At 61.6% G+C, this 15,847-nt stretch carries 11 protein-coding genes; 4 read left to right on the top strand and 7 right to left on the bottom strand.

Annotated elements, in window-relative coordinates; all coding sequences use genetic code 11:
* Positions 1 to 160: 160 nt before the first annotated feature.
* From AC4IHP_RS21335 to AC4IHP_RS21350, 4 genes are all read right to left on the bottom strand, one after another.
* Entirely contained in the window at positions 161 to 1,831 is a 1,671-nt protein-coding gene (locus AC4IHP_RS21335; protein WP_490832679.1) for a bifunctional protein-serine/threonine kinase/phosphatase, read from the bottom strand.
* Positions 1,832 to 1,838: 7 nt separating this feature from the next.
* Entirely contained in the window at positions 1,839 to 3,050 is a 1,212-nt protein-coding gene (locus tag AC4IHP_RS21340) for a nitrate/nitrite transporter (protein WP_490817408.1), read from the bottom strand.
* Between the two features lie 321 nt (positions 3,051 to 3,371).
* Complete coding sequence (locus tag AC4IHP_RS21345; protein ID WP_460117785.1) at positions 3,372 to 3,947, bottom strand: ANTAR domain-containing response regulator; 576 nt, start codon at positions 3,945 to 3,947, stop codon at positions 3,372 to 3,374.
* Between the two features lie 15 nt (positions 3,948 to 3,962).
* Positions 3,963 to 5,174: a CmpA/NrtA family ABC transporter substrate-binding protein gene (locus AC4IHP_RS21350; RefSeq protein WP_490832680.1), complete on the bottom strand. Its 1,212-nt coding sequence runs from the start codon at positions 5,172 to 5,174 to the stop codon at positions 3,963 to 3,965.
* 218 nt (positions 5,175 to 5,392) lie between these two features.
* Between AC4IHP_RS21350 and AC4IHP_RS21355 the strand changes: the two genes are divergently transcribed.
* On the top strand, positions 5,393 to 6,415 hold the full coding sequence (locus AC4IHP_RS21355) for a quinone-dependent dihydroorotate dehydrogenase (protein ID WP_490832681.1): 1,023 nt from the start codon (positions 5,393 to 5,395) through the stop codon (positions 6,413 to 6,415).
* A 239-nt stretch (positions 6,416 to 6,654) separates the two neighbouring features.
* Here AC4IHP_RS21355 and rmf read toward each other — a convergent pair whose 3' ends face one another.
* Positions 6,655 to 6,870 (bottom strand): ribosome modulation factor, encoded by a 216-nt coding sequence (gene rmf / locus AC4IHP_RS21360; RefSeq protein ID WP_003223300.1) that lies wholly within the window; start codon positions 6,868 to 6,870, stop codon positions 6,655 to 6,657.
* A gap of 530 nt (positions 6,871 to 7,400) precedes the next feature.
* Between rmf and rlmKL the strand changes: the two genes are divergently transcribed.
* Together rlmKL and AC4IHP_RS21370 are read left to right on the top strand one after the other, a co-directional pair.
* Entirely contained in the window at positions 7,401 to 9,671 is a 2,271-nt protein-coding gene (gene rlmKL, locus AC4IHP_RS21365) for a bifunctional 23S rRNA (guanine(2069)-N(7))-methyltransferase RlmK/23S rRNA (guanine(2445)-N(2))-methyltransferase RlmL (RefSeq protein ID WP_039763005.1), read from the top strand.
* A gap of 145 nt (positions 9,672 to 9,816) precedes the next feature.
* Complete coding sequence (locus tag AC4IHP_RS21370) at positions 9,817 to 12,201, top strand: sensor domain-containing diguanylate cyclase (RefSeq protein ID WP_490832682.1); 2,385 nt, start codon at positions 9,817 to 9,819, stop codon at positions 12,199 to 12,201.
* Positions 12,202 to 12,291: 90 nt separating this feature from the next.
* On the opposite strand, the gene dacB is transcribed toward AC4IHP_RS21370, so the two are convergent.
* Complete coding sequence (gene dacB / locus AC4IHP_RS21375) at positions 12,292 to 13,752, bottom strand: D-alanyl-D-alanine carboxypeptidase/D-alanyl-D-alanine endopeptidase (RefSeq protein WP_073473982.1); 1,461 nt, start codon at positions 13,750 to 13,752, stop codon at positions 12,292 to 12,294.
* 234 nt (positions 13,753 to 13,986) lie between these two features.
* On the opposite strand from dacB, the gene AC4IHP_RS21380 reads away from it, so the two are divergent.
* Complete coding sequence (locus AC4IHP_RS21380) at positions 13,987 to 14,331, top strand: YggL family protein (RefSeq protein WP_016773843.1); 345 nt, start codon at positions 13,987 to 13,989, stop codon at positions 14,329 to 14,331.
* Positions 14,332 to 14,465: 134 nt separating this feature from the next.
* On the opposite strand, the gene AC4IHP_RS21385 is transcribed toward AC4IHP_RS21380, so the two are convergent.
* A complete protein-coding gene (locus AC4IHP_RS21385; RefSeq protein ID WP_490832683.1) occupies positions 14,466 to 15,656 on the bottom strand; it encodes a benzoate/H(+) symporter BenE family transporter in 1,191 nt (396 codons plus the stop codon).
* Between the last annotated feature and the right edge of the window lie 191 nt (positions 15,657 to 15,847).

Raw genomic sequence — 15,847 nt, forward strand, 5'->3', positions numbered from 1 at the left:
CCGAATCGAGGCGTGTTGCTCGTTCGTGGCGCGTTAATTCTTGGAGTTATGCGGGGTGACACCGAATGCCTTCGCGAGCAGGCTCGCTCCCACAAGGTGTCTGCGAACGACACAAATCCCCTGTGGGAGCGAGCCTGCTCGCGCATGGTGCAACTCAATCTCAGCCATGAAACAACAAAACCAGCAGCACGACATTCCCCAGCAGCGCCGCCAACGCCATGGTCCGCCAGACCTTCAACGGCTCCCGCTCCAGTAAAGGCCGGGGCCGCACACTCAAACTTTGCCGCTCACCCTGTTCCAGCACCAGCAACCATTCTTCTGCCGTCTCAAAGCGGTGTTGCGGGTCGGCTGCGACGCCGCGTTCCAGACTTTGCGCCAGCCATTCCGGCAGGTCCGGGCGATAGCGACTGGCGTTCACCGGCACGCCAAATCGGGGACGCTGGAACGCTTCGATTTCGCCATAGGGAAAATGCCCGGTGAGGAGCAAATACAGGGTGACGCCCACCGAATACAAATCCTGTTGGGCGCTCGGCGATTCCCCGCGAAAAGCTTCTGGCGCAATGAAGCTAGGTGTTCCCGGCAAGGTCGACGGCGCGTCCTCCGACAGTCCCGGGCAGTAAGCCAGACCGAAATCCAGCAGACGCAGCTCGCCGTCATCACCCAGCAGCAGATTTTCCGGTTTGATGTCGCGATGCAGAATCTGCCGCCGATGCAGCAGCCCGACCGCGCGCAACAGCCGCTCGGCGATGTCCTGCCACTGCGCCAATGGCAATGGGCCGCTGTGTTGCAACCCTTCGGCCAGCGTCGTCCCGGCATATTCGCGCATGACGTAATACAAATGCTGACGCTGAGTGCAGGCATGGATTTGCGGAAAATGCCGGCCGGCCACGCGCTTGAGAAACCATTCTTCCGACAGCAGCGCTTGCCCGGCCTGCGGGTCGTCGGCCAGCCGCGCCGGCAAGGTCTTCAACAACCAAGGCTGGCCCTGACCATCGAGCACGCGATACAGCAGCGATTGCTGGCTCTGGCCGACGATGCACTGCACTTGCCAGCCTTCGAACGCTTGCCCGGCTTTCAGCGTTGGCGGCAGTGGCCATTGCTGTAGTTGCACCAGCGCATCGCCGATGCTCGATTCGCCCAGCGCATCCACGCGCACCAGCAGGGCACTGGCGTTGTCCTGACTGCCGGCCAGATGCGCGGCGTTGACCAAGGTTTGCGCGGCGCTGGGCAGATCCGCTTGATCGCGCAGAATTGCCGCGATCGCGGTATCGCCCAAAGTCGACCAGACGCCGTCGCTGAGCAGCACGAAGCTTTCGCCCTCACGTAGTTCGCCGTCGAGGAAATCCAGGACCAGATGCTGATCGAGCCCGAGCGCACGTTTGAGCACGTGTTGCATGCCCGGTTGCTCCCAGACGTGATCCTCGCTGATGCGCTGCAAGCGCTCGGCGTGCCAGCGATAGACCCGGCAATCGCCGACGTGGGCGAGGGTGAAGCGTCGACCGCGCATCACCAGCGCGCTGACCGTGGTCAGCAGCGGTTGCCCGCCGCCGTTGGCCTGCAGCCAGCGATTTTGCGCGAGCAGCAGGCGATCCAGCGCCTGGGCCACGCTCCAGGTTTCCGGCGTCGCGTAGTAGTCCAGCGCCAGCGCCTGCAAGGTCGAACGCGCGGCGAGGCCGCCATCGGCGCACTGGCTGACGCCGTCGGCGATGGCGAACAGATAACCCTTGCTCACCGCCAGTGCCGGCGCCGGTGTCACCGAGCGCAGGGCGTCCTGATTCTCCGCGCGCGGGCCGGTAGCGCTGGCTTCGGCGAACCTCAGTTGCAGAGCCATTGAGGCCTCAGACCCGCGCCGCTGTCACCGCCGCCGAACCCCAGGTGGTTCTCCAGCGACGCTTGACGCCGTGCAGGCCAAACCATGCCAGCACACCGAGGCTGGCGAACAACCACAGCGCCAGTTGATAACTGCCGGTGCTTTGCTTGATCGCGCCCATGCCGGCCGCGAGGGCGAAGCCACCGATACCGCCGGCCATGCCGATCAGTCCGGTCATCACGCCGATCTCCAGACGAAAACGCTGCGGCACCAGTTGGAAAACCGCACCATTGCCTGCGCCCAAGCCGAGCATGGTGCAGACGAAAAGCGCCAGCGCCGCGTAGGAACTTGGCAGATTGAAGCCGACGGCAGCGATGCAGATGGCAGCCACGGTGTACATCGCCAGCAAGGTGCGGATGCCGCCGAAGCGATCGGCCAGCGCGCCACCCAATGGCCGCATCAGGCTACCGCCGAACACGCAGGCAGCGGTGTAGTAGCCGGCTGTCACCGGGCTCAGACCGTATTGATCGTTGAAGTAACCGGGCAGGGCGCTGGCCAGGCCGATGAAGCCGCCGAAGGTGACGCTGTAGAAAAACATGAACCACCAACTGTCGCGATCACCGAGGGCCTTGAAGTAGTCGGCCATGGCTTTCGCTTTCGGCCGCTGCGGGGCGTTTTTTGCCAACAGGGCGAACAGCACCAAAGTCAGAACCAGCGGGATCAGGGCGAAACCGAAAACATTGCTCCAGCCGAAAGCAGCAGCAATCACTGGCGCCAGCAGCGCGGCGAATACGGTGCCGGAGTTGCCCGCACCGGCGATGCCCATGGCTTTGCCTTGATGTTCTGGCGGGTACCACTGCGAGGCCAGCGGCAGGGCCACGGCGAACGACGCGCCGGCCATGCCGAGGAACAGGCCGAGGATCAGCGCCTGTTCGTAACTGTGAATACCCAGTTTCCAGGCACCGAACAACGCGCAGATGACGATGACCTGGCCGATCAGCCCGGCGGTCTTCGGCGACAAGCGATCAGCGAGCATGCCCATGGCGAAGCGCAACACCGCGCCGGCGAGAATCGGCGTGGCGACGACGAGGCCGCGTTGCTGGGTGGTCAGGTGCAGGTCGGCGGCAATCTGCACCGCCAGCGGGCCGAGCAGGTACCAGACCATGAAGCTCAGGTCGAAATACAGAAAGGCCGCGAACAGGGTCGGGGTATGGCCGGATTTCCAGAAGCTTGAATTCATCGCGCACCTCGGCTGAAAAGAGTCTCGAAAGGAGTCATGCACAGCAGGTGGAGCGCCTCACGGCCGCACCACCGGCCCCGCTCTGTGGGGCCAAAACGCAAAAACGCCGCTACCTGATTCGCCGAGGGGCGAACGGGGTGAGCGACGTCTTTGTCGTAGGTGGGGCAACCGCCGTTGGTTACCTGTGCGGTTTACTTAGCGAGATTTGTGCCAAGGCTTGAAAAGATCGCAGCCTCGTTGCACTCGTCAGCTCCTACAGGAGGGGGCGGTCATTTGTAGGAGCTGACGAGTGCAACGAGGCTGCGATCTTTTGATCTTCAATCAGCCCAGCAACTCACTCATGGCAATGATCTGCTCCGCCACTTGAATCAGCTTCTGCTGGCGGCTCATGGCCTGGCGGCGCATCAGGGTGTAGGCCTCCTCTTCGTTGCAGTCCTTCATCTTCATCAGCAAACCCTTGGCCAGTTCAATGCGCTTGCGCTCGGCCAGTTGCTGGTCACGGGCCTGCAATTGCGCGCGCAAAGCCTGGTCACTCTCGAAGCGCGCCATCGCCACGTCGAGAATCGGCTGCAGCCGCTGTGCGTGGATGCCCTCGACGATGTAGGCACTGACCCCGGACTTGATCGCCTGACGCATCACTCCCGGGTCATGTTCGTCGGTGAACATCACGATCGGCCGGGGCTGGTCGCGGCTGACCAGCACCACTTGCTCCATGACATCGCGGCTCGGTGACTCGGTATCGATCAGGATCACGTCCGGGCGCACCGTTTCGACGCGCGCCGGCAGGTCGATGGTCAGGCCGGATTCGTCGATCACTTCGAAGCCGGCCTCGCTCAGCGCCGCTTTCAGGCGTCCGACTTTTTTCGCGGTATCGTTGATCAGCAGAATGCGCAACATGTTCGCGGTCTCCTGTCAGCGCTGGGCGAGAAGGGGGGCGGCGTCGTTCAGGGCATGCAGTTTGAAACTGCGTGCATAGCCCGCCGGGTCGCTGCCGTCCCAGACCCTGCCGTCGAGCAACTGGCTGCTGCGCAGGTCTGCGCAGGAAGTCGCGACACCGACAGCACTCGCTGCCTCGCGGTACAGATCCAGACGTTGAACCTGACGGGCGACGGCCAGATAGTCCGGATCCTCGCGCAACAGACCCCAGCGACGGAATTGGGTCATGAACCACATGCCGTCGGAAAGGTAGGGAAGATTGACCTCGCCCTCGCCATGAAAACGCAGCGCATGCGGATCCTGCCAGCGATTGCCGAGGCCATCGGCGTAGTCGCCCATAAAGCGCGGTTCGATGCACGCGGCGGGAGTGTCGAGGTATTCCGCAGCGCTGAGCAATTGTGCGGTGCTGCGGCGGTTTTCCGGGCTTTCTTCGATGAAGCGGCTGGCCTCAAGAATGGCCATGACCAAGGCGCGCGCGGTGTTGGGATACTGCTCGACGAATTCACGGGTGCAGCCGAGGATTTTTTCCGGGTGGTCGGGCCAGATGCTCTGGCTGGTCGCCAAGGTGAAGCCGAGATCCTGTTGCACGGCGCTGGCCGCCCACGGCTCGCCGACGCAAAAGCCGTCGATGCGCCCGGCTTGCAGGTGCGCCACCATTTGTGGCGGCGGCACCACCACGCTGTCGACGTCCTGCAACGGATGAATGCCCTGGCTCGCGAGCCAGTAATACAGCCACATCGCGTGAGTGCCGGTGGGAAAGGTCTGGGCGAAGGTCAGTTTTGCGCGGCTTTGGTGCACATGCCGATCAAGCGCTTCAGGACTGTTCACGCCAGCCTGTTGCAAGCCATGGGACAGATTCAGGCTCTGGCCATTCTGGTTCAGGCCCATCAGCACCGCCATGTCGGTCGGGGCGACGCCGCCGATGCCCAGGTGCACCGCATAAATCAGCCCGTACAGGCTGTGCGCGGCATCCAGCTCGCCGCTGACCAGTTTGTCGCGCAGGTTGGCCCATGACGCCTGGCGCTTGAGGTTCAGGGTCAGGCCGTAGGGCTGGGCGAAGCCCTGGGTGGCGGCGACCACCACCGAGGCGCAGTCGCTCAGCGCCATGAAGCCGAGATTGATCGCACTTTTTTCCGGCGCATCGCTGCCGTTGACCCAGGCCAGAGGCCCCAAGGACGTTTCGTTCATACGCTACCTCAAAAAAAACGCCGTCCCGGATTCTGCGCAGGCAAAACCCGGGGACGACGCCATTGTCCTGGCCTGCGCGCCGTCATTGGTCGGCAGACTGATGAGCAGGGCGGTGCAAGGCATATGCCAGTCGCCTGATTCGCGCAGGCGCCTCGCGCCGGGGGACGATGCCCGGCTATAATCGCCGCCTCTTTTCGCCGCCCGAGTCATTGCCGCCCATGTACACCCTGGCCCGTCAGCTGTTGTTCAAACTTTCCCCGGAAACCTCCCACGATCTGTCGCTGGATCTGATCGGCGCGGGTGGACGTTTGGGCCTCAACGGCTTGCTGTGCAAGGCGCCGGCGAAAATGCCGGTGACCGTCATGGGGCTGGAGTTTCCGAACCCGGTAGGGCTGGCGGCAGGTCTGGACAAGAACGGCGCGGCCATCGACGGCTTTGCGCAACTGGGTTTCGGCTTTGTCGAAATCGGCACCGTGACCCCGCGTCCGCAGCCGGGCAACCCGAAACCACGGATCTTCCGCCTGCCGGAAGCCGAGGCGATCATCAACCGCATGGGCTTCAACAACCTTGGCGTGGATAACCTGCTGGCGCGGGTCGCTGCGGCAAAATACAAAGGCGTGCTGGGCATCAATATCGGCAAGAACTTCGACACCCCGGTCGAGCGTGCGGTCGACGATTACCTGATCTGCCTGGACAAGGTTTACGCCCACGCCAGCTACGTCACCGTCAATGTCAGCTCGCCAAACACCCCGGGCCTGCGCAGCCTGCAGTTCGGTGATTCGCTCAAGCAATTGCTCGCTGATCTGGCCACACGCCGCGCCGAACTGGCGTTGCGTCACGGCAAGCATGTGCCGCTGGCGATCAAGATCGCGCCGGACATGACCGACGAAGAAACTGCGCAGGTTGCCCAGGCGTTGATCGAAACCGGCATGGACGCGGTCATCGCCACCAACACTACCCTGAGCCGTGTCGGTGTCGAAGGCATGGAGCATGGCGACGAGGCGGGCGGTCTGTCCGGCGCGCCGGTGCGCGAGAAGAGCACCAATACCGTGAAGGTCCTGGCGCGCGAATTGGCCGGGCGTTTGCCGATCATTGCTGCGGGCGGGATTACCGAAGGCAAACATGCAGCGGAGAAGATCACCGCCGGTGCAAGCCTGGTGCAGATCTATTCGGGCTTCATCTACAAAGGCCCGGCGCTGATTCGTGAATCGGTAGACGCCATCGCTGCGTTGCGCAAATAACCCGGTCCCCGTAGGAGCTGCCGAAGGCTGCGATCTTTTGATCTTGCTTTTGATTCTAAAAAAACAAGATCAAAAGATCGCAGCCTTCGGCAGCTCCTACACGAGATATGTGTCAGCCACACCGGCAATAAAAAGGGCTCCTCGAAGGAGCCCCTGGGCCGTAGCCCGCCGTCCGGGAAGGACGTGCGTGGTTAATTCAATGCAGATTCAGATTGTCGTGTCGGAATAAATGCCCTGTGTCAGCCGACGGCGTGAAGTTCGTTGAGTCTGTGGATTCCCGCAGTGCCGGTCATACCGTCCCAGTTGTCGCCGCGTCCTTCTCGCCAGCCGTTGATCCAGGCTTGACGTACCGACGGTAGAGTAAATGGGCAAAGCTCACGGGATTTGCCACCAACGCCATATTGATATCCGCGCAAAAATGCTCTTTCCAACGGATCACGCTTAAGTCTTCTCATAGGGTGTTTCCCTCACTTGTTGACTGTAGTGTCGCGTTGACCTCAATTGAGGTCTGGCAGAAAAAACCTGCCATCGTGCGGCTCGCTGCCGGCGTGGCGAGCCAAGGTGTTGACGCCGTTGCGACGTCAACCTGTGCTCAGTTCTAACCAATGAGTCACATCGAGGGAATGATCGTTTTGTCATAAGCACGTAACGGAAAGGATGCTATGGCGATAAGTAACCGCGTATTTATTCAACGTTCAATGCGCAAACCCCGGTATGATCGGCGCCCCGCTGACTCAGGGGGTTAATCCTTTAGTGAGAATGACCCACGTTTGCGCTTGGGTAATATTCGACGAAGGGTCGCTTTCAGTCTTTTTGTTGCACCAACTTTTTTATCTGTCCCGGCATCTAAGCTCTTTTAACCCGAGCAGCGGGGATGGAACGGCACACCTTCGTGCCACGCGGGCGCTCTTTCAGAAAAGCGCCTGATTGAAAACCGGGTCGGCAATGCGTTGTCGGCCCACTAGCCAAAGGCTCTGGAATTACCATGTCCGATCGTTTCGAACTCTTCCTCACTTGCCCCAAAGGCCTTGAAGGCCTGCTCATCGAGGAAGCCGTCGGGCTTGGCCTTGAAGAAGCGCGCGAGCACACCTCCGCCGTGCGTGGCATGGCGACCATGGAAACCGCCTATCGCCTGTGCCTCTGGTCGCGTCTGGCCAACCGCGTGTTGCTGGTGCTCAAGCGTTTCCCGATGAAGGACGCCGAAGACCTTTACCACGGCGTGCTCGACATAGACTGGCAGGATCACATGCTCAGCGACGGCACCCTGGCCGTGGAATTCAGCGGCCACGGCTCGGGCATCGACAACACCCACTTCGGCGCGCTGAAAGTCAAAGACGCCATCGTCGACAAACTGCGCACGCCGCAGGGCGATCGTCCATCCATCGACAAACTCAACCCGGACCTGCGCATTCACCTGCGTCTGGATCGCGGCGAAGCGATTCTGTCCCTCGACCTCTCCGGCCACAGCCTGCACCAGCGCGGCTACCGCCTGCAGCAGGGCGCGGCGCCGCTGAAGGAAAACCTCGCCGCCGCCATCCTGATTCGTTCCGGCTGGCCGCGTATTGCCGCCGAGGGCGGCGCGCTGGCTGACCCGATGTGCGGTGTCGGTACGTTTCTCGTTGAAGCGGCGATGATCGCCGCCGACATGGCGCCGAACCTGCGTCGCGAGCAATGGGGCTTTACCGCGTGGCTCGGTCACGTGCCGGCGCTGTGGAAAAAACTCCATGAAGAAGCCGTTGAACGTGCCGCCGCCGGTCTGGCCAAGCCACCGCTGTGGATTCGTGGTTATGAAGCTGACCCACGTCTGATTCAGCCAGGCCGCAACAACGTTGAACGTGCCGGCCTCAGCGAGTGGATCAAGATCTATCAGGGCGAAGTGGCGACCTTCGAGCCGCGCCCGGATCAGAACCAGAAAGGCCTGGTGATCTGTAACCCGCCGTATGGCGAGCGTCTCGGTGACGAAGCGAGCCTGCTGTATCTCTACCAGAATCTGGGCGAGCGTCTGCGTCAGGCCTGCCTGAACTGGGAAGCGGCGGTGTTCACCGGCGCGCCGGATCTGGGCAAGCGCATGGGTATCCGCAGCCACAAACAGTATTCGTTCTGGAACGGCGCGCTGCCGTGCAAACTGCTGCTGATCAAGGTTCTGCCCGATCAGTTCGTCACTGGCGAACGTCGCACTCCGGAACAGCGTCAGGCCGAGCGCGAGCAAGCGGCTTACGATCAGACTCCGGACGAGCCGCAAGAGCGCAAGTTCAACAAGAACGGCAACCCGATCAAACCGACGCCAGCACCGGCGCCAGTGATCGAACAACCGCGCCTGAGCGAAGGAGGGCAGATGTTTGCCAATCGCTTGCAGAAAAATCTCAAGGCGATGGGCAAGTGGGTCAAGCGTGAAGGTATCGATTGCTACCGCGTCTACGATGCCGACATGCCGGAATACGCGATGGCCATCGACCTGTACCACGACTGGGTGCACGTTCAGGAATACGCCGCGCCGAAATCCATCGACCCGGAAAAGGCTTCGGCGCGTATGTTCGACGCCTTGGCGGCAATCCCACAGGCGTTGAATGTCGACAAGAACCGTGTCGTCGTCAAGCGCCGCGAGCGGCAGAGCGGCACCAAGCAGTACGAGCGTCAGGCTGCGCAGGGCAAGTTCGTCGAGGTCAATGAGGGTGGCGTGAAGTTGCTGGTCAACCTCACCGACTATCTCGACACCGGCCTGTTCCTCGATCACCGTCCGATGCGCATGCGTATCCAGAAAGAGGCGGCCGGCAAGCGCTTCCTCAATCTGTTCTGCTACACCGCGACCGCCAGCGTGCACGCGGCCAAGGGCGGCGCGCGCAGCACCACCAGCGTCGACCTGTCGAAAACCTATCTGGACTGGGCGCGGCGCAACCTGTCGCTGAACGGTTTCTCGGACAAGAACCGTCTGGAGCAGGGCGACGTCATGGCGTGGCTGGAAAGCAGCCGCGACGAGTACGACTTGATCTTCATCGACCCGCCGACGTTCTCCAATTCCAAGCGCATGGAAGGCATCTTTGATGTGCAGCGCGACCAGGTGCAGTTGATCGACCTGGCAATGGCGCGGCTGGCACCGGGTGGTGTGCTGTATTTCTCCAACAACTTCCGCAAGTTCCAGTTGGAGGAGAATCTCGCCGAGCGTTACGCGGTCGAGGAAATCAGTGCGCAGACCATTGATCCGGATTTCGCCCGCAATACCAAGATCCACCGCGCCTGGAAAATCACGGCTCGTTGACGCTTACGCCGCTTGGATCCACAGAGCGTTGATTTTTAAAGGCTCGGTGGATCCAGCGGTGCTAGCTAAATTAGTGGCTAATAGCTATAACTCACACACCGCCAATGGGGTTTTTCCCGGGAATCTGGCGGAGTGAGTCGTGCTTATGCCGTTGCACCCCGTGCGCCCGAAAATCCTCGGTTTCATCAGCGAAGACGTCTCAGCCTGGCTGGTCGCTTTGCTGGTATTGCTTGCCGGCGGGATTCTCACCGGGCTGCTCGCATGGGGCACCTTCAACCAGTTTCAGCAACAATCGCGTCAGCGCTTTCAACTGCTGGCCAATGAACGCTACAGCCGCATCGCCGAACGTTTTCAGGACCAGGAGCAACGTCTCGATGGTCTGCGCCGGTTCTTCGCCAACTCCGAATCGGTGTCCCGCGCCGAATTCGACGGTTACTCCCGCCCCTTGTTACTGCGCACCCAAGCCTATACCTACGCGCCGCGAGTCAGCGGTGCCGAACGGGCCGCGTTCGAACAGCAGGTGCGTGATGAAGGCCTGAGCAATTTCACCATTCGCGAACTGGACGCCAAAGGCGAATTGCAACTGGCGCCGCCGCGCGACGAATACGTGCCGGTGCTCTACACGCAAACCCAAAGCCGACTGGCGCCACCGCTGGGCTACGATCTACTCGCCCAACCCTTGCGCCGCGAAACCCTGCAACGCGCCGACCAGCTCGGCAGCATGGCGGTGTCGCAACCGATGCATCTGGTCGGCATCGAGTCCTCCTACGCGCGTGGGGTTTTGCTGCTGGCACCGGTCATTCGCGCTGGCGAGTCGCAGCCGTTCGGTTACGTGATGGCGGTGATCAGCATGCGCCAGCTGCTCGCCGACGGTCTGCCCGATGCCCTGCACGATTATCTGTCGGTGCGGATTCTCGACTTGTCGACCCAGGGGCAGCACGAGGCGTTGTTCGAATCGACCAACGAGGCGGTGCCCGGTGATCTGGCGGCGACGCGTTTGCTGCGCATGGCCGATCACGACTATCAGGTCGATATCCTGCCAAGCTACGCGTTCATGCAGGCTAACCATTCTTCGGTGGGCAGTGTGATCATTCTGGGCGGCTTGCTCAGCGCGCTGCTCAGTGCCTTGCTTTACGTGCTCGTCAGTCAGCGCCAGCGCGCGGTGCGGCTGGTCGAGGTGCGCACCCAGGAACTGCACGAGCGCGAGCAGGAACTGCGCGGCACCCACGGCCAATTGCGCGGTGTGCTGAATGCCGCCACTCAGGTCGCGATCATCGCCACCGACCTGCGCGGGGTGATCAACACCTTCAACCCCGGCGCTGAGCAAATGCTCGGCTACAGCAGCGCCAAAGTCGTGGGGCGGATGACCCTGGAAAACCTGCATTTGCCCCGCGAGCTGGCGGCGCGTTCCGCCGAGTTGAGCGCGCGCTACGGCAAAAGTATTCCGACCTGCCACGCGATGCTGGTCGAGGGCGGCGAGGTCGGCGGCCATGAAGCGCGCGAGTGGACGCTGGTGCGCAGCGACGGCAGTCATCTGCCGGTGAACATGCTTGCTACGCCGGTACTCGACGAGCAGGACCTGTGGGTCGGGCATCTGGCGATCTGCATCGACATCACCGAACGCAAGCGCGTTCACGAAGTACTGGCGGCGCGGGACATTCTGCTAAAGAAGCTCAGCGCCCATGTTCCCGGTGGCATCTATCAGTTCAAGATGGAGTTCGACGGACGTTTCAGCGTGATCTACGCCAGCGACGGCATCCGCGAGATCTACGAGCTGGAGCCGGACGCGTTGCTGTTCGACGCCGAGGCGATCTTCAGCCGCATCCATCCGCAGGACGCCATTCGCGTGCGCTCATCGATCCGCGAGTCGGCGGAAAATCTCAGCCCCTGGCGCGAGGAGTACCGCGTGCAACTGCCCGAGCGCGGCCTGCGCTGGGTGCGCGGCGAGGCGACACCGGAAGAGCTGCCGGGCGGCGGGGTGCTGTGGCACGGCTACATCTCCGATATCTCCGATCTCAAACGCGTGGAAGAAGAATTGCGTGCGTTGTCGATCACCGATTCGCTGACCGGCATTCACAATCGTCGCTATTTCCAGGAACGCCTGACCACCGAAATGGCCCGGGTCGAGCGTGGCGGCGGCGAGTTGTCGGTGATCATGCTCGACATCGACCACTTCAAACGCATCAACGATCAGTTCGGCCACGCCGTCGGCGACCGCGTGCTGCAGGCAGTCTGCGAGCGGATCGGCCATCGCCTGCGCCGCACCGACGTGTTCTGCCGTTTGGGCGGTGAAGAGTTCATGGTGCTGTGCCCGGACATCGACGGCGAGCACGCGTACATGCTGGCGATGGAGTTGTGGGAAGGCCTGCGCAGCGCGCCGGTGGACGTAGTTGGCGTGGTCACCGCCAGCTTCGGCATCGCCAGCTGGCGCCCGGGTGAGGGCGCGGATGCGTTGTTGCTGCGCGCGGACTCAGGGGTTTACGCAGCGAAGCAGAATGGCCGGGATCGGGTTGAGCGGGAGTTAGGTTAGATCAAAAGATCGCAGCCTTCGGCAGCTCCTACAGGGTTATGCGGACACCTGTAGGAGCTGCCGAAGGCTGCGATCTTTTGCTTTTGAGGGTTACAGCACCGAAGCGGTCTGCGGCAGTTTCGGCTGTTTGTACAGATCCAGCAGCACCTGATCGAGCACCGACGAGGCGCCGAACGGGGCTTTGTCGTTGAGGATCGCTACCACCGCCCAGGTATTGCCGTTCACGTCACGGCTGAAGCCAGCGATGGCGCGCACGGTGTTCAGGGTGCCGGTCTTGACGTGGGCTTCACCGCGCATTGCCGTGGTTTTCAGGCGTTTGCGCATGGTCCCGTCGGTACCGGCAATTGGCAGCGAGCTGATGTACTCGGCGGCGTACGGGCTGTGCCAGGCGGCCTGCAGCATGTTGGCCATCTCACGCGCGCTGACCCGCTCGGCCCGCGACAGACCGGAGCCATTCTCCATCACCAGATGCGGCGCGGTGATGCCTTTCTTTGCCAGCCATTGGCGGACCACGCGCTGCGCAGCCCGGGCGTCGTCACCGTCGGCATCGTTGCGGAAACGCTGGCCAAGGCTGAGGAACAGCTGCTGGGCCATGGTGTTGTTACTGTATTTGTTGATGTCGCGGATTATCTCGGCCAGATCCGGCGAATACGCGCGGGCGAGCAGTTTGGCGCCGCTCGGCGTTGGCGCCAGACGATCCTTGCCCTGAATGCTGCCACCCAGTTCCTTCCAGATCGCCCGAACGGCGCCGGCGGTGTAAGTCGCGTGGTCGAGCAGCGACAGGTAAGTCTGCGAGCTGCAGCCTTCGCCCAACTGGCCGCCAACGGTCACGGTCACGCTGCCATCGGCCTGCGGCACCGGGTTGTAGCGCACGCCGCCGGTGCATTGCTTGGACGGCAGCGCCTTGACGGTGTTTTCGATACGAATGCTGGCAATCGGCGGCTCCACCGAAATCAACACGCGGCCACCGTCATTGCGCGCGACGAAGCGCAGGGCCTTGAGGTTGACCAGCAGCGAATCGGGCTTGACCAGGAACGGCTTGTTGTCGTCGTTGCCGTCATCGTTGAATTCCGGCAATTGCGGCTGCACGAAGAAGTTGCGGTCGAGGATCAGGTCGCCGGTGATTTGGGTCACGCCATTCGCGCGCAGGTCGCGCATCAGCAGCCAGAGTTTCTCCATGTTCAGCTTCGGGTCACCGCCACCCTTGAGGTAAAGGTTGCCGTTGAGAATGCCGCCGTTCAGGTCGCCATCGGTGTAGAACTCGGTTTTCCACTGATGGTTGGGGCCGAGCATTTCCAGCGCCGCGTAAGTGGTGACCAGTTTCATTGTCGAGGCCGGATTGACCGAGACGTCGGCGTTGAACACGGTCGGTGTGCCCGGACCGTCGAGCGGCACCATCACCAGCGACAGCGCAGTGGGCTGCAGCTTGCTGGCCTTGAGGGCTTTTTCGACGTTCGGGGTGAGGGAAGTGTTGATGGTGGCAGCGGAGACAGGCAGGGCCAGAGGCAGAAGAAGGCCGGCGAGAAACAGTGGACGCAACGATTTGATCATATGCAATAAAACCCTGCAAAAGAGGGGGAAAAAGACGAGGACATGGATGAAAAGGCCCTCAGTGGTAACGAAAGTGTCGGCATTATGCCCCAAGCTGTAACAGCTTGTGCCGTGTCGGGGCCGGCCAAAGGGTTATTTTTTTACAGGCGGTCGGCCGCAGCGGCCAGAGAGTCGGGCAATCGCTGGCTTAAACTGGTAAAGTGCCGGCCGTTATTACTTAAGAGGATTGTTCCAATGGCGACTAACCGTTCCCAGCGTCTGCGCAAAAAACTGTGCGTTGATGAATTTCAAGAGCTGGGTTTCGAACTGAACCTGGACTTCAAAGAAGACTTGTCCGAAGAAGCCATTGACGCTTTCCTCGAAGCATTCATCAAAGAAGCCATGGAAGCCAACGGTCTGGGTTATGTTGGCGGCGACGACTTCGGTCTGGTATGCCTGCAGAAGCGTGGCTCGGTCAACGAAGAGCAGCGCGCTGCCGTTGAAGCCTGGCTGAAAAACCGCTCCGAGCTGACCAAGTACGAAGTCAGCCCGCTGCTGGACGTTTGGTATCCGGAAAAGCCGATCAACGCGGCTAAGTGATACTGAAAAAACGGCGACCTTAGGGTCGCCGTTTTTTTTCGTGGATCAAAAGATCGCAGCCTCGTTTTACTCGTCAGCTCCTACAGGGGAACGCGATCTCCTGTAGGAGCTGCCGAAGGCTGCGATCTTTGCTTCTAGGCTTTACGCCAATTCAAGATCACCAGCGTCAAAACCCCCGCAACAATCCCCCAGAACGCCGAACCAATGGAAAACAGCGTCAACCCCGACGCCGTGACCATAAAGGTGATCAACGCCGCTTCACGTTCTTTCACCTCAGTCATGGCAATGCTCAAGCCATTGATGATCGAGCCGAACAACGCCAGCGCGGCAATCGACAGCACCAGTTCTTTCGGCAACGCCGCAAACAATGCCGCCAACGTGGCGCCGAACACCCCGGCGATCCCGTAAAACACCCCGCACCACACCGCTGCGGTGTAGCGCTTGTTGCGATCTTCGTGGGCATGCGGGCCGGTGCAGATGGCCGCGCTGATGGCCGCGAGGTTGATGCCGTGGGAGCCGAACGGCGCCAGCAACAGCGAGGCGATGCCGGTGGTAGTGATCAGTGGCGAGGCCGGGACGTTGTAGCCATCGGCACGGAGCACGGCGATGCCGGGCATGTTCTGCGAGGTCATCGCCACCACGAACAGCGGAATGCCGATGCTGATGGTAGCGGCCAGGGAGAAGTGCGGCGTGGTCCAGACCGGGGTCGCCACTTCCAGATGAAAGCCGCTGAAATCCAGCAACCCCATAAAGCCCGACAGCGCAGTGCCGAGCAGCAGCGCCGCGAGCACGGCATAGCGTGGTGACAGGCGCTTGACTACCAGATAGGTGAAGAACATCCCCAGCACCAGCCCGGTACGGTGTTGCGCGGCGACGAAGATTTCGCTGCCGATCTTGAACAGAATCCCTGCCAGCAGAGCTGCCGCCAAAGAGGCCGGGATCTTTTTCACCAGCCGTTCGAAGCTGCCGGTCAGGCCGCAGATCGTCACCAGTACCGCGCACGTGATGTAGGCGCCGATCGCCTCGCCGTAACTGACGCCGCCCAGGCTGGTGATCAGCAACGCTGCGCCGGGTGTCGACCAGGCGATGGTGATCGGCGTGCGATAGCGCAGCGACAGGCCAATCGAACACACCGCCATGCCGATCGAAATCGCCCAGATCCACGAGGAAATCTGCCCGCTGCTCAGGCCGGCGGCTTGCCCGGCCTGGAACATCAGCACCAGAGAGCTGGTGTAGCCAGTCATCATCGCGATGAAACCGGCAACGATGGCGGAAGGCGAAGTATCGGCCAGCGGGCGCAGGCGCGAGTGGGTGGCGTCGGTCATGACGGCGGTGTTCCTTATACCAATGGAGATGTCCGCCACAACACATCCCCTGTAGGAGCTGCCGAAGGCTGCGATCTTTTGACTTTGATTTTAAGAAGCAAGATCAAAAGATCGCAGCCTTCGGCAGCTCCTACAGGGTGGGTGGTGTTAAAGCAGCGGATTCTGCGATCAAGCCTAAACTCAAACGTAAC

It is taken from the genome of Pseudomonas sp. UF-293, from assembly GCF_058245595.1.